Genomic DNA, 18,057 nt, shown 5'->3' with positions numbered 1-18,057 from the left:
GCGAAGCCCCCGTCCCGGAGCGGGCGGGGGCCTTCGCGGGGCGGCTAGCGGCCGGTGCGGCGGGTTCCGCCGACCGGGCGCGGCCCCATCGGCCGGATGTCGAAGTAGCCGTAGAAGCCGCTGGCCTGCAGCAGCTTGCGGATCTGCGGGCGCGGGCCGACCAGCGCGAGGGACTTGCCGTGCAGCCGGGCGTTGCGGCGGACGGCGATCAGGACGCGCAGCCCGGCGGAGTCCATGAAGCCGACCCGGGACAGGTCCACCACCAGGCCGTGCTCGGCCAGGGTGAGGCCGCGGGTGAGGTCGATGCGCAGCCGGTGCGCGGTCATCGCGTCCACGGTGCCGACCACCTTGGCGATGGTCTGGCCGTGTTCTGCGTTCAGGATCGTGCGCAGGTCCATCACGGACCTCCAATGTGTGGCCGGGATCCGGCCGGTCGATGTCCTTGCCGTGCGATCTTGCGATGCGGCCGGTGAGGATCCGAGCGCCACGGGCGGGTCCGCCCGCCCGGCGCGGGTCGCCGCCCGGCGGAGCGGCACGTGTTGTCGAACGGCTCCGGACGCGGAGCGGCGGCACGGGGCCAATCCCCGTGAACCGGCAGAACGGTACGAACCGACTGTACCTCACCCGTCCCGGGACGAACGATCATCGGATGACAAAACAACGCATGCCGCGGCCCGGGACGGTTGTGATCTTCCGGCTCCCGGCGGTGCCCGCGATGGGCGCGCGCACAGTACGCGCCCGGCGTTGTTGACCCGGTGCCGCGCGCGCCGGACGCTGTGCCCGACAACGAGGAGGTCGGGCAGATGGTACGCAGGCTCGTGGCGCTGCTGGCGGTGCTGGTGCTGGCGGGGGCGCTCGCTCCGCCGGGTCAGGCGGCCGGACGCGCGCAGCACAGACCGGTGATCTTCGTGCACGGGTTCAGCGGCTCCGGCGGCCAGTTCGACAGCCAGGCGCGCCGGCTGACGTCCAACGGCTACCGGGGCGACCTGATCGAGGCGCACGAGTACGACTCGCTGTTCCAGGCGGGCACCCGTGAGCAGGTGTACGCGGGCCTGGACGCCCGGATCGACCGGCTGCTGGCCAGGTCGGGCGCGGACAGGGTGGACCTGCTGGCCCACTCGCTGGGAACCGGCCTGATGCAGGAGTACCTGCGCAGCTCGCCGGAACGCGCGGCCAAGGTCGCGCACTACGTCAACCTCGACGGGGCGCCCTCCGCCGACCAGCCCGGCGGGGTGCCGACCCTGGCGGTCTGGGGCGAGGGCCCGTCCACCCGCCGGATCGGCGGCGCCCGCAACGTCTACTTCCCCGGCCAGGCGCACACCGAGGTGGTCACCTCGAAGGAGACGTTCGCCGAGTTCTTCGCGTTCTTCACCGGGCGGGCGCCGCGCACCACCGAGATCGTCGAGGAGCACGGGACGATCGCGCTGTCGGGCCGGGCGGTGCTGTTCCCCAGCAACGTCGGGGCCGAGGGCGCGCGGCTGGAGGTCTACGAGGTGGACCCGCGGACCGGTGAGCGCCGCACCCGGCGGCCACTGGCGGTCCGGACCATCGGGGCGGACGGCTCGTGGGGTCCGATCGGGGCCCGGCCCCGTGCCCACTACGAGTTCGCCCTGGTGTGGAGCCAGACCTCCGTGCACCACCTGTACTTCCAGCCGTTCCGCCGCTCCGACCGGCTGGTGCGGCTGCTGACCAGCCGTCCCGGCGAGGGCCTGGCGGCGCAGATGCAGACCGGGGACCGGCACGCCAACCTGGTGATCAACCGGCAGCGCGAGTGGTGGGGCGACCAGGGCGCGGCGGGCGACTCGCTGCGGATCAACGGCCAGGAGGTGCTGAACGCCGCCAACGCCCCGCGCGCCAAGCGCACCATCGGGATCTTCGCGTTCGACGCGGGCGCCGACCAGGTCACCGACCTGACCGCGCCGCTCCAGCCGTTCTTCGGCCAGCCCTTCCTGACCGGGATGGACGTGCACGTCCCGGCCGAGCGGCCGGTGACCGTGACGGCCCGGCCGCGCGGCGGGAACGGCGAGGTCGACGTGCTGACGGTGCCGGGCCTGCCGTCCAGCGGGCACCGGATGAGCCTGCAGTTCGACGACCATCTGGGCTGACCGGCCCCGGCACGGCGAAGGCCCCGGCACGGCGCGCCGGGGCCTTCGGGTGCGCCCGTGGTCAGGGCGTCGTGTCCCAGGGGGTGTAGTCCACGATGTTCCAGGGCAGCGTGAACTGGTAGACCACCAGGTAGGCGATGACCGCGGCGCCGCCCAGCAGGCCGCCGATCACCGCCAGGATCGTGTTGCGCCTTTTGGTGCGCGGGTCGAGCGCCTTCTCCTTGGCCTTCTCCGCGGCGGCCTTGGCGCGGTGCAGCGCCCGCTGCGCCCAGGCGAACTCGGTGGCCAGGATCGCCAGGCCGACGATGATCCCGAGAATGCCGGGGCCGGGGGCGATCATCATCACCAGCCCGCCGGCCAGCACGGTCACCCCGACCGTGAACACCCCGATCCGCCAGGTGGTGTTGAGCAGCCGGTTGCGCCGGATGAAGGCGCGGAACCGCTGGAACCGGCCGGTGATCGCCTCCGCGGCGTCCTTGACCGCCTCGCCCGCGTCCTCCGCCATGTCCCCGACGGCCTCGGCCGTCTCGTGCACCAGCTCGGCCCGACCCGAGCGCCCGTCGTCACTGCTCGCCACGCTGGAACCCCATGTGCTCTCCCTCGGCCCACGGCCAAGGCCGTTTCCGCCCGATATCGACCTGACGTTTCAGAGTACTCATCAGTGCCCGCCGCCAGGCGGCGGACGCCCGGCCGTCCACATGCTCGGGCCGGCCGCACCCGATACGACGTGCGAGCGCGGCGTCCGGTTCGCGGTGTTCGTCCGGCGGTGGCCGCATCGGGCCACCGCGACCGGCAACCCGCGGCCCGCCCGGCGCGTTCCCCGGGCGGGCACCGCGCCCACGTCCTCGGCCCCGGAATGATTCGCCCAGGTCAGGGCACTGTTCCAGGAGCACAGGATGGATCATGACGGATGGCAGCAGTGGAATGTTCCCGCAAGTTCACGCAGTTACGCCCGATGGAACCCGGGGACATGGGTGGCAAGGGAGCCGTTCAGCTCCGGTAGGGGGCCCCGTGTGAGCGCGGGACCGACGTTCTAAGGAATGGGCCATGAACCGCAGCACGATCATCTCGGCCGAGCTCGCCCTCCGGCTCGTCGTCCCCGACCGCACGACCGTTCCCCTGCTGGCCGAGATGGAGTACGCGGCCGGCGATCCGTACGCCGTCCGGATGCTGTTCTACGTCGGCAACGACGATCCGGTGGAGTGGATCTTCGCCCGGGAGCTGCTCACCGTCGGCATCGTCCGCCGGGTCGGCGACGGCGACGTGCAGGTCTGGCCGGGCGAGCCGGACGACGACCGGATCGTGCACATCGCGCTGTCCTCGCCGTTCGGGGACGCGCTGTTCGAGGTGCCGCTGCCGCCGATGGCCGACTTCCTGCACCGCACGTACCGGATGGTCCCCGCGGGCCGGGAGCCGGAGTTCATCGACATGGAGTCCGAGCTGGAGAACCTGCTGTGGCCCTCGTGAGGTCCGGCTACTGCTCCAGCAACGCGATCTGCCGCATCTTGTTCGTCGCGTCCAGCGCCGCGACCTTGTACGACTCCGCCAGCGTCGGGTAGTTGAACACGGCGTCCACCAGGTAGTCCACCGTGCCCCCGCAGCCCATCACGGTCTGCCCGATGTGCACCAGCTCGGTCGCCCCGGTGCCGAAGACGTGCACCCCCAGCAGCGACCGGTCCTCCGGGGACACCAGCAGCTTGAGCACCCCGTGGGAGTCCCCGATGATCTGGCCGCGGGCCAGCTCCCGGTACCGCGCCACCCCCACCTCGAACGGCACCCTGGCGGCGGTCAGCTCGTCCTCGGTCCGCCCCACGAAGCTGATCTCCGGAACGGTGTAGATCCCGATCGGCTGCAGGTCGTGGATCCGGCTGACCGGCTCCCCGCACGCGTCGTGCGCCGCCAGCCGCCCCTGCTCCATCGAGGTCGCCGCCAGCGACGGGAACCCGATCACGTCGCCGACCGCGTAGATGTGCGGCACCTCGGTGCGGAACCGCTCGTCCACCGCGATCCGGCCGCGGGCGTCGGCGGTCAGCCCGGCGGCCTCCAGGCACAGCCCGTCGGTCATGCCGTGCCGCCCGGCCGAGTACATCACCGTGTCGGCGGGGATCTTCTTGCCGCTCTCCAGCACGGTCAGCGCGCCGCGCGGGCGCCGCTCCACCGCCTGCACCGTCTCCCCGAACCGGAAGGTGACCGCCAGGTCCCGCAGGTGGTACTTGAGCGCCTCGACGATCTCCAGGTCGCAGAACTCCAGCATCCGCTCGCGCCGCTCCACCACGGTGACCTTGGTGCCCAGCGCGGCGAACATGGAGGCGTACTCGATCCCGATCACCCCGGCGCCGACCACCACCATCGTGTTCGGCACCCGTTCCAGCCGCAGGACGCCGTCGGAGTCGATCACGGTCTGGTCGTCGAACTCCACGCTGGCCGGCCGCGCCGGGCGGGTGCCGGTGGCGATGACGATCCGGTCGGCGGTGACCTTGCGCTCGTGCCCGGCCTCGTCCACCACCCCCACGGTGTGCGGGTCCAGGAACCGGCCGGTGCCGGTCAGCACGGTGACCCGGTTGCGGGCGAGCTGGCTGCGCACCACGTCCACCTCGCGGCCCACCACGTGCCGGGTGCGCATGGTCAGGTCGGCGACGGTGATCTCGTCCTTGACCCGGTAGCTCTGCCCGTACAGCTCGCGCTGGCTCAGCCCGGTCAGGTAGAGGACGGCCTCCCGCAGCGTCTTGGACGGGATGGTCCCGGTGTTGATGCAGACGCCGCCGATCATGTTCCACCGGTCGACGACCGCGACGCGGCGGCCGAGCTTGGCCGCGGCGATCGCCGCGCGCTGCCCGCCGGGGCCGGATCCGAGCACGAGGATGTCGAAGTCGTACACGCCCCCAGTCTGCCGATCATCCGGCGATCGCCCGAGGGATTCCACGCGATCGTGCCCTATCGGAAAGGTTCACCCGGAACGGGTCAGACCCGCGGTCAGCTCGTCCAGGCCGGCCCGGATCCGCTGGAGCGTCATCCCCCGGGCCCGCCGCTGGTGGACGAACAGGTTCGCGGCGAACGGCGCCAGCAACGCGTCGGCCAGGTAGGCCGCGTCCGCCTCCGGCCGCAGCCGCCCGATCAGCATCGCCAGATGGCGGTGGTAGAGGTCGTAGGAGGCCTCGAAGCGGGCGGCGGGCGAGTCCGCCTCGGCCATCAGCAGCAGGTCGGCCTGCTGGTCGGTGCGTTCGGCCAGGGCGTGCAGGAACGCGCGCAGGCGCTCGGCCGGGCCGGCGCCGGGGCCGAGCGGCGGCGGGCCGTGCAGGAAGGCCGCCTGGAAGTCGCGTTCCCGCTGGTCGATCAGGGCGTACAGCAGCCCGGCGCGGTCGGTGAACCGGCGGTAGACGGTGCCGACGCCGACCCCGGCGGCCTGGGCGACCTCGTCCATCGACAGCGCCGCCGCGCCGCGTTCGGCCAGCAGCCGGGCGGCGGCGGCCAGGATCCGGCGGCGGTTGCGGGCGGCGTCGGCGCGCTCGTGCGTGTGGGCGGTCGCGTTCAAGCAGTCCGACAGCTTCTCCCGGCTGTGGCCGTCGGTGGTGGGCGTCGTCACCGCGGTGGCCAGCGTGGTGCTGCTGGCCGTCGCGCTGCGGCACCTGCCGGTCGGCACCGCCTACGCCGTGTGGACCGGCCTGGGCGCGGTGGGCGTCGCGGTCGTCGGCATGCTCCGGTTCGGGGAGAGCGCCTCGCCGTCCCGGCTGCTGTTCCTGGCGCTGATCCTGACCGGCGTGATCGGCCTGCGGTTCGTCGAGGACGCCTGACCGGTCAGGGGTCGGTGATCTCGACGGACCGGGCGGCGAAGACCTCCATCGCCTTGGCGGTCACCGGGCCCGGGGCGGCCGGCAGTTCCACCCCGTCGATCGCCCTGATCGGCTGGACGTCCCGGGTCGTGGAGGTCAGGAACGCCTCCTGCACGCCGGTGAAGTCGTCCAGCGGCAGGTCCTCCTCCTCGCCGCCGCACCACTCCAGCACCAGCGCCCTGGTCACCCCGGCCAGGCAGCCCGCCGACAGCGGCGGGGTGGTCAGCCGCCCCTCCCTGACCACGAACACGTTGGAGCCGGTGCCCTCGCACAGGTTCCCGGCCAGGTTGCCGAAGATCGCCTCGCCGCCGCCGCGCTTCCTGGCGTACGCCAGGGCCAGCACGTTCTCGGCGTAGGAGGTGGTCTTCAGGCCCGCCAGCGCGCCGTGCTCGTTGCGCCGCCACGGCACCACGCACACGTCGGAGGTCGGCGGGAACGGCTTCTGCTCCGCCACGATGATCGTCGTGGTGGGGCCGCCGTGGCCGCGGTCGGAGCCCAGCGGGCCGGGGCCGCTGGTGTAGGTGATGCGGATCCGGGCCAGCGGCCAGTCCGGCGACGCCGCCAGCGTCTCCCGCACGCCCTCCCGCAGCGCGTCGCCGTCCGGCTCGGGCAGCCCCAGTCCCGCCGCCGACCGGGCCAGCCGCTCCAGGTGGCGGGTCAGCGCGAACGGCTCCCCCCGTACCGCCTTGACGGTCTCGAACACCCCGTCGCCCACCAGCATCCCGTGGTCGAGGACCGACACGCGGGCGTCCTCAGGGTCGCGCAGCACCCCGTTCACCCAGATCTTCACCTGCAGCCACCTCCAACAGCCGAGCCGCCTTCAGCTCGGTCTCACGCCATTCCCGGGCCGGCTCCGACCCCCACGTTATGCCCGCCCCCGTTCCGAACCTCAGCAGGCCCTCCCGCGCCCAGAACGTGCGGATCCCCACCGCCAGGGCGCCGCGCCGGGCGTCGGCGTCCACCCAGCCCACGGCCCCACAGTACGGACCCCGCGGCACGGGCTCGATTCTGGCCAGCAACTCCAGCGCGCTCGACTTCGGCGCGCCGGTGACCGAGCCCGGCGGGAACGTCGCCGCGATCAGCTCCGGCCAGCCCGCGCCGGGCCGCAGCCGCGCCCGCACCGTCGACACCAGGTGGACCAGCCCCGGATGCGGCTCCACCGCGCACAGCGCCGGCACCGTGACCGAGCCGACCTCGGCGACCCGGCCCAGATCGTTGCGGACCAGATCCACGATCATCACGTTCTCGGCGCGGTCCTTGGGCAGCAGGTCCGCCTCGGTGCGGCCGGTGCCCTTGATCGGCCGCGACTCGACGACGTCCCCGTCCCACGACAGGTACAGCTCCGGCGAGGCCGAGGCGATCTGCAGGCCGGGCAGCCGCAGCGTCATCGCGTACGGGGCGGGATTGCCGCGGGCCAGCCGCGCCCCCAGGCCGGTCAGGTCCGCGCCCGGCGGCAGCGGCGCCGACAGCACCCGGCACAGGTTGGCCTGGTAGACGATCCCGTCGGCGATCGCCTCCTGGATCTCCCGGACCCCCGCCACGTAGGCCGCCTCGTCCAGCGACGAGGTCCACTCCCCCGGCCCCCGCCACGGTCCGCGCGGATGCGGCGCCGGCCGTACGTCGGTGAAACGAGCGCAGGTGACCTCGCCCTCATAGGTCACCACCACCGCCCACCAGCCGCTCGACTCCAGCGCCGCCAGGTCGGCGGTCACCTCGGCGAGCCCGGTGGCCAGCATCCCCCCGACATGGGCGAACGCGTCCGTCATGGGTGCAAGTGTCCCGCCTGCCGCGCACCGCCGCGGACCCCGCCCGGCCGCCCGGCGGAAAACCGGTTTGGGGAAGCGGCCCGGATTCGCTAATCTTTCCTGCGTCACCGAACGGAGGACCTCCCGCAAGGAGATCTTCCCGGAAGCGACACGCGGACGTGGCTCAGTTGGTAGAGCATCACCTTGCCAAGGTGAGGGTCGCGGGTTCGAATCCCGTCGTCCGCTCTGGGGAGGCCGCGAGGCCTCACTCGGTGGAGTGGCCGAGCGGCCCAAGGCAACGGCCTGCAAAGCCGTACAACCACGGGTTCAAATCCCGTCTCCACCTCGGGCGGTTAGCTCAGTGGGAGAGCGCTTCCCTGACACGGAAGAGGTCACTGGTTCAATCCCAGTATCGCCCACGCGTTCCGCGGGTCGGTGTGGTCGGTGCCCCTCCGGGGCACCTTCCCTCGCCGGCCCGCGTTTGTGTTGGCCCGGGGGGCGACCCCCCGGACCCCCCGTGTGGGGGCTCCGCCCCCACACCCCCGGGCTTCGGGGCCTGCAGGCTTTGATCGTTTTGTGGGCCTGCAGGCTTTGATCGTTTTGTGGGGCTGCAGGCTGATCGTTTCGTGGGTCCTGCAGGCTTGGGCGTTCCGTGGGCTCTGCAGGCTGATCGTTTCGTGGGGTCTGCGAGCTTGATCGTTCGGGAATGCTGGGTGCCGGTGTTCTCTGATCTTGGGGGCTGGTTCTTCCTCTCGCCGGGCGGGTGCTCTCCGGCTTTGTGAAGTAGATCATTCGCCGGGGTCCGGTGGGTCGATCTTCGTCCTCGGCTGGTCGTTCGCGGGTCTGCGGGACCGGTCGTCTCCTGCTCCGTAAGGGCTCGTCCGTTGGCCGGGGGTGGGGCGGAGGGAGGGTGGGGGCGGGGAATGTGAGGGGTTTCACGGTTTTCAAGGGTTCGGGTGGCTCGGGTCCCAGAGTTGGCGGTGAGGGGTGGTCGTGGGGGTGCGGGCGTGCTGGGATCGCGGGCGGTAGGTTCCGCCTCCGTCGGAGGGTCCGATGATCAGTGCGTCTGTGCGGCGGGTTCGCCGGGTGGTCGTGGCCGCCGGTGCGGCCGTGGTCTGTGTGGTTTCGCTGGCGGGGCCGGCCTCGGCGGCCTATCCGGAGCCGGGGCTGGTGCGGGGGGACGTCGGGGTTCATGATCCGACGATGATCCGGGCCTCGGACGGGCGGTACTACACGTACTCGACGCACGGGGGGCTGGAGGCCCGGGTGTCGGGCAACCGGATCGACTTCGCCCGGGCGGGGGCGGCGTTCCCGTCGGGGGTGTCGTGGGCCACCGCGTACAGCGGGGATCCGCGGGAGCTGTGGGCGCCGGACGTGTCGCAGCAGGGCGGGCGGTACTACATGTACTACTCGGCCTCGTCGTTCGGGTCGAACTACTCGGCGATCGGGCTGGCGGTCAGCGACACGGGGCTGCCGGGGAGCTGGCGGGACCGGGGGCGGGTGATCACGTCCTCGTCGTCCAACGACTACAACGCGATCGATCCGCAGCTCACGGTGGACGCCGACGGGCGGTGGTGGCTGGCGTTCGGGTCGTGGTGGACGGGGATCAAGCTGATCCGGATCGATCCGGCCACGGGGAACCGGCACACGGACCGGACGATCCACTCGATCGCCCGGCGGACTCGGACGGACCTGGGGATCGAGGCGCCGCACATCGTGTACCGGAACGGGTGGTACTACCTGTTCACCTCGTGGGACCTGTGCTGCCGGGGGACCTCCTCGACCTACCGGATCATGGTGGGGCGGTCGCGGAGCATCACGGGGCCGTACCTCGACCGGTCCGGGCGTTCGCTGGCCGGCGGGGGCGGCACGGAGATCCTGGGGACGCACGGGAGCCGGGTGATCGGGCCGGGCGGGCAGAGCATCATGCGGGACGGCGATCAGGACCTGCTGGTGTACCACTACTACGACCGGCTGGACGGCGGGCGGCACAAGCTGGGGATCAACTACCTGTCGTACGACTCGGCGGGCTGGCCCTACGTGTGGTGACCCCTGAAGGCGATGTCGTGGGCGGCGGCGTCGGGGTCCGTGAAGCGCAGCAGGCGTTCGCCCTCGGCCGCCACCTCGCCGCGCCGCCGAGCGGCCAGCGGGCGGGTCAGGTCGATGTGCAGGGTGGCCTTGGGGCCTTGCCGTTCGATCCGCCAGAAGCCGCATAGGAAGCCGTCGGCGGTCAGCGGGGCCTCGACGACGACGCGCCGGCGTTCCTCGTCGGTCATGAGGCGGGAGCGGTCGGCGTAGCCGATCACGACGTTGTCCAGGGCCGGGAGGAACCTGGGCGGGGCCGGGGTGTCGGGGTCCGGGAGCGGGGTGCCGGGGAGGTCGAGGAGTTCGGCGCCCGTCTCGCCGCGGTGGACGCGGAGGGTGGGGCGGATGCGGTCGACCACCTCGTTCAGGCGGGTCAGGCCGGACCATGCCTGGATGTCGCGGACGGTCGCGGGGCCGAAGGCGGCCAGGTGGCGGCGGATCAGGGTTTCCGGGGAGCCCTGCCCGTCCGGACGGCGGCCCAGCCAGGTCTCGGCGAGGGCGAAGGGGGTCGGGCCCTGGTGGCCCCAGGTGCCGCTGGGCGGCGGGTGGACGACGGGCAGGAGCCCCTGGGCCGCCCAGGCCAGTTGCATGCCGTCATGGTCGGGCCAGCGTTCGGCGAGGGCGGCCGCCAGTTGCGGGCGGGTGAGAGATCCGGCCTGTGCGAGCAGGGCGTGGACCATCGCCGTGAGGCGGGCCGGGTCCACTCCCTCCGTGGCCTTGCGGAAGGCCGTCCTCCACCTGCGCTCCAGCATGGGCGCCAGGGTCGGGCGCAGCCACAGGTAGTCCTGGGCCGACACCAGGTGCTGGGTGCCTCGGTGCAGCGTCGCGCGTACGACCGTCCGGTCGTGGAGCAGCCGGGTCAGGGCGTCCTTGTCGAACGCCCTGATGCGGGCCCACAGGCCCAGGTAGGGCAGGGGCGGGTCCTGGGCCTGGAGGCCGGTCAGGTGCTCGACGACCGTGCGGGGCGGCTGGTCGACCCGGCGCAGCAGCCACTGCCGTTCCAGGGTGGCGCGGTTGAGCGCGCGGGTGGTGAGGACGGCCATCTGCGGTCAGCGGTAGGCGCGGAACGCGGCGCGCAGGTCGTCGATGAGCAGGTCGGGCTCCTCCAGGGCGCCGAAGTGGCCGCCGCGGTCGAACTCGGTCCAGCGGACGATGACGTTGTTGCGCTCGGCGAGGCGGCGGACGGGCAGCGCGATGTCGTGCGGGAAGATCGCGACCGCGGTGGGGACGGTGGAGGGCGGCTCGGGCTCGCCCCAGGTCTCCACGCCCTCCTTGTAGTAGCGGGCCGAGGAGCCCGCCGTGCCGGTGAGCCAGTAGAGCGTCACGTTGGTCAGCATCGCGTCGCGGTCGACGGCGTCCTCGGGGACGTCCTTGGAGTCGGTCCACGCCTTGAAGCCGTCGACGATCCAGGCGAGCTGGGCGATGGGCGAGTCGGTGAGGGCGTAGGCCATGAGCTGGGGCCTGGTGCCCTGGATGGCCGCGTACCCGCCGAGCTCGTACTCGTAACGGTAGTGCTTCTCGACGCTGCGCCGCTCGGTCTCGTCGCCGAAGTCGGCGTTCTCCGGGGTGGCGGTGGCGTCGAAGAGCTGGGTCAGGTGAACGGCCGCCAGGTGCTCGGGGTCGATGATGCCGAGCCGGCGGGTGACCAGGGCCCCGAAGTCGCCGCCGTGCGCCGCGTAACGGGTGTATCCGAGGCGGCGCATCAGCTCGGCCCACGCCCGGGCGACGCGTTCGACGGTCCAGCCGGTCTCGCGGGTGGGGCCGGACAGGGTGAAGCCCGGTGGCGTCGGGATCACCAGGTGGAACGCGTCGGCGGGGTCGCCGCCGTGGGCGCGCGGGTCGGTCAGCGGGCCGACCAGCTCGAGGAACTCGACCAGGGAGCCGGGCCAGCCGTGGGTCAGCAGCAGCGGCAGCGCGCCGGGTTCGGGCGAGCGGACGTGCACGAAGTGGACGGCGTGGCCGTCGAGCTCGGTGGTGTACTGCGGCAACCCGTTGAGGCGGCGCTCGTGCGCCCGCCAGTCGTAGTCACGGCGCCAGTAGTCGGCCAGTTCCCGCAGGTAGCCGACCGGGACGCCGTAGTCCCAGCCGGCGCCCTCCGGCTGGTCGGGCCAGCGGGTCGCGTCCAGGCGGCGGGCCAGGTCGTCCAGGTCGGCCTGCGGAACGTCGATGCGGAACGGAGTGATCGCGTCGTTCATGTCCCCGACCGTAGGAAGAGTGGCGGACGGATCCTGTCCTCCACTTCCGCCAGACTCCCGGACATGAAGGAGACCTCGGCGCGCCTGCTGAAACTGCTCGGGCTGCTGCAGGCCCGCCGCGAGTGGCCGGGCGCGGAGCTGGCCGAGCGGCTGGGCGTCAGCACCCGCACCGTCCGCCGGGACATCGACCGGCTGCGCGCCCTGGACTATCCGATCGAGGTGGGGATGGGCCCGGCGGGCGGCTACCGGCTGGGCTCCGGGACGGCGCTGCCGCCGCTGCTGCTGGACGACGAGGAGGCGGTCGCGGTGGCGGTGGGGCTGCGGACCGCGGCGGGCAGCGGGGTCGGCGGCGTCGGGGAGACGGCGCTGCGGGCGCTGGTGAAGCTGCGGCAGGTGCTGCCGCACCGGCTGTGGCTGCGGATCGAGTCGCTCCAGGTGGCGAACGTGCAGGTGCCGGGACGGCCGTCGGTGGACGCCGGGGAGCTGACCGCGGTGGCGGCGGCGTGCCGCGATCGGCTGCGGCTGCGGTTCGACTACCGCGACCGTCACGGGCGCGAACGCCTCCGCGTCGCCGAGCCGCACCACCTGGTGACCTGGGGCGGGCGGTGGTACCTGCTGGCCTGGGACCTGGACCGGGAGGACTGGCGGACGTTCCGGGTCGACCGGATCAGGACGCGGACCCCGGCGGGGCCGGGGTTCACGTCGCGCGAGGTGCCGGGCGGGGACGCCGCCGCGTTCGTGGCGCGCGGCGTGGCGGAGTCCTGGCCGTACCGGGCGACGGTACGGCTGCACGCCCCGGCCGACTCGGAGGCGGCGCGGAGCGTGGTCACCTACGGGCGGATCGAGCCGGTGGACGAACGGTCCTGCCTGGTGCGGTTCGGGGCCGACAGCCTGCACGCGCTGGCGTTCCTGCTGGGGGCGTTCGAGGTGGACTTCGACGTGGTGGACCCGCCCGAACTGGCCGATCAGCTGCTGGTCATGGCCGACCGCTTCCGCCGCGCCGCCGGGGCCGGGGCCGGGCGGCGGGGCGCGGTCCGCCAGGCGGCCGCCGCCGACAGGAGCGCGACGGCGAACAAGGCCACCAGGGCCACCGGGCCGCCCCAGGGTCCGGCGTCGAACAGCCGTCCCACGGCGTAGCCGCCGGCGAGGGTGACCAGGCCGGCCGTGAAGTAGAGGACCCCGAAGTAGGCGCCGAACAGCCGGTCCGGGGCGCGGAGCACCAGGAGCTGGAACAGCGACGCCTGGTTGAAGCCGTTGGCCAGGCCCGCCAGCACGGCCGAGACGACGAGCACGGCGGTGCCGGGCGTTCCGTCCGGGGCCACCGCCAGCACCAGGTAGCCGGTGCCCGCGCACACCATGCCGGCGACGAGCACGCGCGGGTCCTCGCCGCGGCGTTCCCGGGCGCACCAGGGCTGGACGGCGCTGGCGACGGCCGCCAGGACCGACAGGTAGAGGGTGGTGCCGCCGGCGCCGGCGCCGGTGAGCGGGACGAACGTCATCACCTGCGTGACCATCAGCGAGAAGGGCGCGATCGTCACCGAGAACCGCAGGAACGGCCGGTCCGCCAGGACGGCGGACACGCTGCGGGCCATCCGGCCGCCGAGGCCCGCCAGGCCCGCCAGGCCCGCCGGGCTGGTCGCGCGTTCGCCCGGCGGGTCGCGCAGCAGCAGGAACAGCATCGCCGCCAGCGCCCACGCCCCCGCCGCGACGCCCGACAGGAGGCCGAACCCTCCGCCCAGGAGCAGCAGCCCCGCGGGCGGTCCGGCGACGGCGGCGACCTGGCCGACGATCGTGTAGGCGGCGAACCCGCGCGCCCGCAGTTCCGGGGCGACGCCGGCGAGGAGGGTCTGGGCGGCGGCGTGGAACAGCGAGCCGCCCACGCCGAGCAGGACGGCGGCGGCGACCAGACCGGCCGTCCCCTCGGCCAGGCCGAGCAGGGCGAAGCCCACGGCGCGCAGCGCGCACGCCAGCACCCCGCCGCGCGCCGCGCCGAGCGGGCCGATGACCGCGCCGACCGGCAGGTACAGGACGTACTGCAGGGCCGGGCGCAGCCCGAGGACCAGCGAGATCGTCCCGGCCAGCAGCCCGAGGTCGTCGCGCAGGTGCACCGCGACGTGCGCCATCACCGCCCAGAAGCCCAGGGAGATGGCCAGTTGCACGCCCACCACGACCGCGATGACCCTGCGGTCGGGGCCGCCGCTCATCCGCGTCCCCCGCTCGCCTGCGGCGCGCCCTGGGGCACCGGCTCGCTCACGCCCGGCTCTCTCCTCGCTGATCGGGAACGGGCCCCGATCAGACCAGACGACCCGCCGTCGTGTCCAAGAGCGCCGACGACATCCATCCGATACCGGAATCGATATCGCCGCAGGTCAGTGGTGTCTCCTGCGGGCGGCCAGCACCTCCCCGGGGGGTGGTCGCCTGTGCCGGTCTCCACGGCGGACGGCACATCCGGCGGGTCCCGCGCCATGATCTGACGGCACCCTCGGCAGGACTCGAACCTGCACCCGCCGGCTTCGAAGGCCGGTGTCCTGTCCGGTTGGACCACGAGGGCATCGCGTGCGCGGGCAGGGGCCGGAGGCCGCCGCCCGCGCGGCGGTGTGCGTTGACCGGACCGGATTCGAACCTGCGACCTGCTGCTTGTGGGGCAGCCGCTCTCCCGATTGAGCCACCGGTCATCGCGGAACGCCGCCCACCCGGCCGGGCCCGGGCGGGTGAACGCCGCATGTCGTACCCTCGGCCGGATTCGAACCGGCGGCCTCCCACTTCGGAGACGGGCGCTCTGTCCGCTGAGCCACGAGGGTCCGGGCGCGGCCGGATGCGCACCGGCGGCGCCGGGTGATGTGCTCCGGTGGCAGGATTCGAACCTGCGCCGTACGGGTTAACAGCCCGCTGCCCTACCGGCTGGGCGACACCGGATCGCCGGAAGATTGGTCGCGCAGGCCGGATTCGAACCGGCGATCTCGGGTTTATGAGACCCGCGGGGACGACCGAACTCCCCCACTGCGCTCGGAGCTGCTGGAGCAGGATTCGAACCTGCACCGTCCTGATTCAGAGTCAGGTGTCCTACCGGTTAGACCATCCAGCATCGGCACGGGATGCGGCATCCGGGTCCGCCTCCCTTCATTCGAAAGACCACCGCGCGATCCGCCGGGCATCGCGGGAATGCTCGGCGGCACAGGCGTGATTTCGTTGTCACCATCGGCCCGATCGCCTGTCGTGGGCGCGCCGCCCCACAGGCTCTGCCGGTTCCGCGCGCCGGCAGCGGCCCGGAAACGTCGTTCCCGGGTCCGGATGTGTCGTCCGCTATGGAGTTCTCAACGCGGGATGCACCCGTTCAAGCCCGCCACCCGCAGGTGGGGACATCGCATGATGGACGGCGGGATTCCAATCCGCGCCCACCGGTCGCCCTATATGCGAAAGGCCGCCCCGGGCGTTTCCCGGAGCGGCCTCTGGACGGCTGGAACACCCTATCCAGAGGCGTCACCCGGGGCGACTTCGGCGCACTGCATCACGCGCCGGCACATGTGCTGCGCGTTGGCGGCGAATCGCCTGTTCACGTCGTCACCCCTTCGGATATCTCAATGACTTGACCACCAAGGTACGTTCCCCGGCACAGGGGGTCAACGGTTTTTCCGCGCGGCCGTCGAAGAAAGCCCCCGGTTATTCGATAGCCGTGCATCGGCGCGGCGGCTAGCGTGGCCCTCATGGATGGGAACTCGCCCGCGTGGGTGCGCGGGGTCTCCCGGGTGGCCGTGCTGACCGGCGCCGGGATCTCCACCGACTCCGGCATCCCGGACTACCGCGGCCCGTCGGGGGTGTGGACCCGGGACCCCGAGCTGGCCGAGATCTTCACCCGCAAGCGCTTCGTCGCCGATCCCGGGGTCAGGCGGCGGTACTGGCGGCACATCGGCGGCCTGTACCGGGCCGACGTGCAGCCGAACGCCGCGCATCGGGCGCTGGCGGAGCTGGAGGCGTCGGGCACGGCGGTGCGGATCCTCACCCAGAACGTCGACGGCCTGCACCAAAGGGCGGGGTCGTCGCCGCGCAAGGTGCTGGAGCTGCACGGCACCCTGGCGACGGCGCGCTGCCTGCGGTGCGGCGCCACCGAGCCGACGCCGCAGGTGCTGGAACGGGTGGCGGCCGGCGCCGACGACCCGCCCTGCCTGAAGTGCGGCGGCACCCTGCAGCCCGCGGTGGTGATGTTCGGCCAGTTCCTCGACTCGCAGGTGCTGTCGCTGGCGCAGAACATCGCCCGGCACAGCCAGTTGTTCCTGGCGGTCGGCACGTCGCTGACGGTGGAGCCCGCCGCCGGGCTGTGCGCCGCCGCCGTGGAGTGCGGGGCGACGCTGGTGATCGTCAACCGCGACCCCACCCCGTACGACGAGCTGGCCACCGAGATCGTCCGCGAGCCCATCGGCACCGCGCTCCCCCGGATCTGCGCCGCCCTGCGATCGGCCGCGGCATAGCGTCCGTACGCCACCGCCGGTACGCCGGGATGACCGGCTGGCCGCCACCGGGAACGGCCCGACCCGGCGGACTTCCGGCGCCGTGGGCGACGGCGCCCGGTGAGGACGAGGGCGAGGATGTCCGCGCAGAACGGGAAGGCTGTCCCTCACCCCGGCCCGACCAGGGCCGCCGCCGGTGAAGGAGGGCGAGCATGGACGTCGTGCCGTTCCGGACTCCAGGGCTCGGGGACACCAGCTACCTGCTCGTGCACGAGGGCATCGGGGTGCTGGTGGATCCGCAGCGCGACATCGACCGGTTCCTGGGCGCGGCGGCCGAACGGGACGTGACGCTGCGGTTCGTCGCCGACACCCACCTGCACAACGACTACGTCTCCGGAGCCTGGCAGGCGGCCCGCCGCACGGGCGCGGAGCTGGTGATGCCGGCCGGGGCCGCGCCCGCGTACCCGCACATCCCGGCGTTCCACATGGAGGACATCAGGGGCGAGGCGGGGCTGGTGCTGCGGCCGGTCCACACGCCCGGCCACACCCCGGAGCACACGAGCTACCTGGTGCTGATCGACGGGGAGCCGGTGGCGGTGTTCTCCGGCGGGAGCCTGCTGGTGGGCGCGGCCGGGCGCACGGACCTGCTGGGCGAGGAGCGGGCCGGCAGCCTGGCCCGGCTGCAGCACCGCTCGCTGCACCGGCTGGCGGACCTGCCGCGCGACGTGCTGGTGCTGCCCACCCACGGCGGCGGGTCGTTCTGCACGGTGTCCGAGCCGGGACCGGCGACCTCCACGATCGGCGCGGAGGCGGACGGCAACCCGCTGCTGGCGGTGCGGGCGCCGGAGGAGTTCGCCCGGCGGCTGCTGGCGCATCCCCAGCCGATCCCGGCGTTCTACCGGCGCATGGGCCCGGTGAACGTGCGGGGCGGGCCGCCGATGCCGTCGCTGGACGTGCCGGTGCTGGCCGCCTCCCGCCTGCCCGCGCACGTGCAGGTGGTGGACATGCGGCCGCGGAGGGCGATGGCGGCCGGGTTCCTGCCGGGGTCGGTGGGGATCGAGCTGGACGACGACTTCGGCTCCTGGGCGGGCTGGCTGCTGTCGTACAGGACGCCACTGGTGCTGGTCGCCGAGCGGGGGCAGGACGTGGCCGAGGCCGTCACCCAGCTGGCGCGGGTCGGGCTGGACGCGGTGGCCGGGGTGGTGACGGACCTGACCGGGATGGAGACCGTCTCGTTCCGGGTGGCCGGCCTGGACGCGGCGGCACGGGTGGCGCGGCGGCCCGGCGTTCAGGTGCTGGACGTGCGGATGCCGTCGGAGTACGAGGAGGGGGTCGTGCCGGGGTCGTTCCGGCGGTTCCTGCCCGACCTGTTCGTCAAGGGACCGCCGAAGGGGCTGGATCCCACGCGCCCGGTCCTGGTGGCGTGCGCGTCGGGCCGCCGTTCCGCCATCGCCGCGTCCCGGCTGCGCGCGTGGGGTCATGCGCCGGTGGTGCTGTCGGGGGCGGGGGTGCCCGAGCTGGCCGAACGGCTCGTAGAGGCTCCGGCCGAGGTCAGGGGTGGCTCCCGGCCGTGACCTCGCCGATGGCGACCTCGGGCCTGGCCTCCAGGATGCTGCCCCTAACCTCCTCCCGAGCGGCATCCACGACTTCTT

At 73.2% G+C, this 18,057-nt stretch carries 15 protein-coding genes, 9 tRNA genes and 1 pseudogene; 10 read left to right on the top strand and 15 right to left on the bottom strand.

What is annotated here, in order from left to right; translation table 11 throughout:
* Nucleotides 1-44: 44 nt before the first annotated feature.
* A complete protein-coding gene (locus HNR21_RS19550) occupies nucleotides 45-398 on the bottom strand; it encodes an STAS domain-containing protein (RefSeq protein WP_119730857.1) in 354 nt (117 codons plus the stop codon).
* Nucleotides 399-803: 405 nt separating this feature from the next.
* Here HNR21_RS19550 and HNR21_RS19545 point away from each other — a divergent pair, with 405 nt between their 5' ends.
* Nucleotides 804-2,105 carry an alpha/beta fold hydrolase gene (locus tag HNR21_RS19545; RefSeq protein ID WP_182706327.1) on the top strand — a complete coding sequence of 434 codons (1,302 nt, stop codon included), beginning with the start codon at nucleotides 804-806 and terminating at the stop codon, nucleotides 2,103-2,105.
* A 61-nt stretch (nucleotides 2,106-2,166) separates the two neighbouring features.
* Here the strand turns inward: HNR21_RS19545 and HNR21_RS19540 are convergent, their stop codons facing one another.
* The gene (locus tag HNR21_RS19540) at nucleotides 2,167-2,682 is read right to left on the bottom strand and encodes a PGPGW domain-containing protein (protein ID WP_233358754.1); all 516 of its coding nucleotides are present in this window, start codon (nucleotides 2,680-2,682) and stop codon (nucleotides 2,167-2,169) included.
* A 470-nt stretch (nucleotides 2,683-3,152) separates the two neighbouring features.
* Between HNR21_RS19540 and HNR21_RS19535 the strand changes: the two genes are divergently transcribed.
* Nucleotides 3,153-3,572 carry an SsgA family sporulation/cell division regulator gene (locus HNR21_RS19535; protein WP_119730858.1) on the top strand — a complete coding sequence of 140 codons (420 nt, stop codon included), beginning with the start codon at nucleotides 3,153-3,155 and terminating at the stop codon, nucleotides 3,570-3,572.
* A gap of 7 nt (nucleotides 3,573-3,579) precedes the next feature.
* On the opposite strand, the gene sthA is transcribed toward HNR21_RS19535, so the two are convergent.
* Nucleotides 3,580-4,983, bottom strand: a complete 1,404-nt coding sequence (gene sthA / locus HNR21_RS19530; protein ID WP_182706326.1) for a Si-specific NAD(P)(+) transhydrogenase — start codon at nucleotides 4,981-4,983, stop codon at nucleotides 3,580-3,582.
* A 69-nt stretch (nucleotides 4,984-5,052) separates the two neighbouring features.
* Nucleotides 5,053-5,637: a TetR/AcrR family transcriptional regulator gene (locus HNR21_RS19525; protein WP_182706325.1), complete on the bottom strand. Its 585-nt coding sequence runs from the start codon at nucleotides 5,635-5,637 to the stop codon at nucleotides 5,053-5,055.
* Here HNR21_RS19525 and HNR21_RS19520 point away from each other — a divergent pair.
* Complete coding sequence (locus tag HNR21_RS19520) at nucleotides 5,618-5,896, top strand: DMT family transporter (protein ID WP_312881108.1); 279 nt, start codon at nucleotides 5,618-5,620, stop codon at nucleotides 5,894-5,896. The genes HNR21_RS19525 and HNR21_RS19520 overlap by 20 nt on opposite strands.
* A gap of 4 nt (nucleotides 5,897-5,900) precedes the next feature.
* Here HNR21_RS19520 and HNR21_RS19515 read toward each other — a convergent pair whose 3' ends face one another.
* Together HNR21_RS19515 and HNR21_RS19510 are read right to left on the bottom strand one after the other, a co-directional pair.
* Nucleotides 5,901-6,725, bottom strand: coding sequence for an aminotransferase class IV (locus HNR21_RS19515; RefSeq protein ID WP_376766595.1), 825 nt, complete (start codon nucleotides 6,723-6,725; stop codon nucleotides 5,901-5,903).
* On the bottom strand, nucleotides 6,688-7,701 hold the full coding sequence (locus HNR21_RS19510; RefSeq protein WP_182706324.1) for a chorismate-binding protein: 1,014 nt from the start codon (nucleotides 7,699-7,701) through the stop codon (nucleotides 6,688-6,690). Before HNR21_RS19510 ends, HNR21_RS19515 begins: the two co-directional genes overlap by 38 nt.
* Nucleotides 7,702-7,853: 152 nt before the next feature.
* Between HNR21_RS19510 and HNR21_RS19505 the strand changes: the two genes are divergently transcribed.
* The 4 genes from HNR21_RS19505 (at nucleotide 7,854) to HNR21_RS19490 (ending at nucleotide 9,729) form a co-directional block, all read left to right on the top strand.
* Nucleotides 7,854-7,926: transfer RNA gene (locus tag HNR21_RS19505), tRNA-Gly, on the top strand.
* 25 nt (nucleotides 7,927-7,951) lie between these two features.
* Nucleotides 7,952-8,026, top strand: a tRNA-Cys gene (locus tag HNR21_RS19500).
* Nucleotide 8,027: 1 nt separating this feature from the next.
* A tRNA-Val gene (locus HNR21_RS19495) sits at nucleotides 8,028-8,099 on the top strand.
* 634 nt (nucleotides 8,100-8,733) lie between these two features.
* Entirely contained in the window at nucleotides 8,734-9,729 is a 996-nt protein-coding gene (locus HNR21_RS19490; protein ID WP_182706323.1) for an arabinan endo-1,5-alpha-L-arabinosidase, read from the top strand.
* Here the strand turns inward: HNR21_RS19490 and HNR21_RS19485 are convergent.
* Together HNR21_RS19485 and HNR21_RS19480 are read right to left on the bottom strand one after the other, a co-directional pair.
* A complete protein-coding gene (locus tag HNR21_RS19485; protein WP_182706322.1) occupies nucleotides 9,717-10,808 on the bottom strand; it encodes a winged helix DNA-binding domain-containing protein in 1,092 nt (363 codons plus the stop codon). The two genes, HNR21_RS19490 and HNR21_RS19485, sit on opposite strands and share 13 nt — an antisense overlap.
* A 6-nt stretch (nucleotides 10,809-10,814) precedes the next feature.
* Nucleotides 10,815-11,960, bottom strand: coding sequence for an epoxide hydrolase family protein (locus HNR21_RS19480; protein WP_182706321.1), 1,146 nt, complete (start codon nucleotides 11,958-11,960; stop codon nucleotides 10,815-10,817).
* Nucleotides 11,961-12,023: 63 nt separating this feature from the next.
* Here HNR21_RS19480 and HNR21_RS19475 point away from each other — a divergent pair, with 63 nt between their 5' ends.
* Nucleotides 12,024-13,097 (top strand): helix-turn-helix transcriptional regulator, encoded by a 1,074-nt coding sequence (locus HNR21_RS19475; protein ID WP_182706320.1) that lies wholly within the window; start codon nucleotides 12,024-12,026, stop codon nucleotides 13,095-13,097.
* Nucleotides 13,098-13,375: 278 nt separating this feature from the next.
* On the opposite strand, the pseudogene HNR21_RS36650 reads toward HNR21_RS19475, so the two are convergent.
* The 7 genes and pseudogenes from HNR21_RS36650 to HNR21_RS19445 form a co-directional block, all read right to left on the bottom strand.
* Nucleotides 13,376-14,164, bottom strand: a pseudogene (locus HNR21_RS36650) (MFS transporter); the annotation flags it as partial.
* 273 nt (nucleotides 14,165-14,437) lie between these two features.
* Nucleotides 14,438-14,511 (bottom strand) — tRNA-Arg (locus HNR21_RS19470).
* 51 nt (nucleotides 14,512-14,562) lie between these two features.
* A tRNA-Val gene (locus HNR21_RS19465) sits at nucleotides 14,563-14,635 on the bottom strand.
* Between the two features lie 53 nt (nucleotides 14,636-14,688).
* A tRNA-Arg gene (locus HNR21_RS19460) sits at nucleotides 14,689-14,761 on the bottom strand.
* 42 nt (nucleotides 14,762-14,803) lie between these two features.
* A tRNA-Asn gene (locus HNR21_RS19455) sits at nucleotides 14,804-14,876 on the bottom strand.
* Nucleotides 14,877-14,888: 12 nt separating this feature from the next.
* A tRNA-Met gene (locus tag HNR21_RS19450) sits at nucleotides 14,889-14,967 on the bottom strand.
* 5 nt (nucleotides 14,968-14,972) lie between these two features.
* Nucleotides 14,973-15,045: transfer RNA gene (locus tag HNR21_RS19445), tRNA-Gln, on the bottom strand.
* Nucleotides 15,046-15,664: 619 nt separating this feature from the next.
* On the opposite strand from HNR21_RS19445, the gene HNR21_RS19440 reads away from it, so the two are divergent.
* A complete protein-coding gene (locus HNR21_RS19440) occupies nucleotides 15,665-16,426 on the top strand; it encodes an SIR2 family NAD-dependent protein deacylase (protein WP_182706319.1) in 762 nt (253 codons plus the stop codon).
* Between the two features lie 191 nt (nucleotides 16,427-16,617).
* Complete coding sequence (locus HNR21_RS19435; protein ID WP_182706318.1) at nucleotides 16,618-17,979, top strand: rhodanese-like domain-containing protein; 1,362 nt, start codon at nucleotides 16,618-16,620, stop codon at nucleotides 17,977-17,979.
* Nucleotides 17,980-18,057 lie beyond the last annotated feature (78 nt).

This window comes from Thermomonospora cellulosilytica, assembly GCF_014138835.1.
Classification (GTDB): Bacteria; Actinomycetota; Actinomycetes; order Streptosporangiales; family Streptosporangiaceae; genus Thermomonospora; species Thermomonospora amylolytica.
Note: the sequence above shows the minus strand (reverse complement) of the source record. Positions and strands in the feature narration are given on the sequence as shown.

Bases quoted from the DNA above. Each gene is read 5' to 3' on its own strand.
- HNR21_RS19550 (WP_119730857.1), bottom strand. From the start codon at position 398: ATGGACCTGCGCACGATCCTGAACGCAGAACACGGCCAGACCATCGCC.
- HNR21_RS19545 (WP_182706327.1), top strand. From the start codon at position 804: ATGGTACGCAGGCTCGTGGCGCTGCTGGCGGTGCTGGTGCTGGCGGGG.
- HNR21_RS19535 (WP_119730858.1), top strand. From the start codon at position 3,153: ATGAACCGCAGCACGATCATCTCGGCCGAGCTCGCCCTCCGGCTCGTC.
- HNR21_RS19510 (WP_182706324.1), bottom strand. From the start codon at position 7,701: ATGACGGACGCGTTCGCCCATGTCGGGGGGATGCTGGCCACCGGGCTC.
- HNR21_RS19490 (WP_182706323.1), top strand. From the start codon at position 8,734: ATGATCAGTGCGTCTGTGCGGCGGGTTCGCCGGGTGGTCGTGGCCGCC.
- HNR21_RS19485 (WP_182706322.1), bottom strand. From the start codon at position 10,808: ATGGCCGTCCTCACCACCCGCGCGCTCAACCGCGCCACCCTGGAACGG.
- HNR21_RS19480 (WP_182706321.1), bottom strand. From the start codon at position 11,960: ATGAACGACGCGATCACTCCGTTCCGCATCGACGTTCCGCAGGCCGAC.
- HNR21_RS19475 (WP_182706320.1), top strand. From the start codon at position 12,024: ATGAAGGAGACCTCGGCGCGCCTGCTGAAACTGCTCGGGCTGCTGCAG.
- HNR21_RS19440 (WP_182706319.1), top strand. From the start codon at position 15,665: ATGGATGGGAACTCGCCCGCGTGGGTGCGCGGGGTCTCCCGGGTGGCC.
- HNR21_RS19435 (WP_182706318.1), top strand. From the start codon at position 16,618: ATGGACGTCGTGCCGTTCCGGACTCCAGGGCTCGGGGACACCAGCTAC.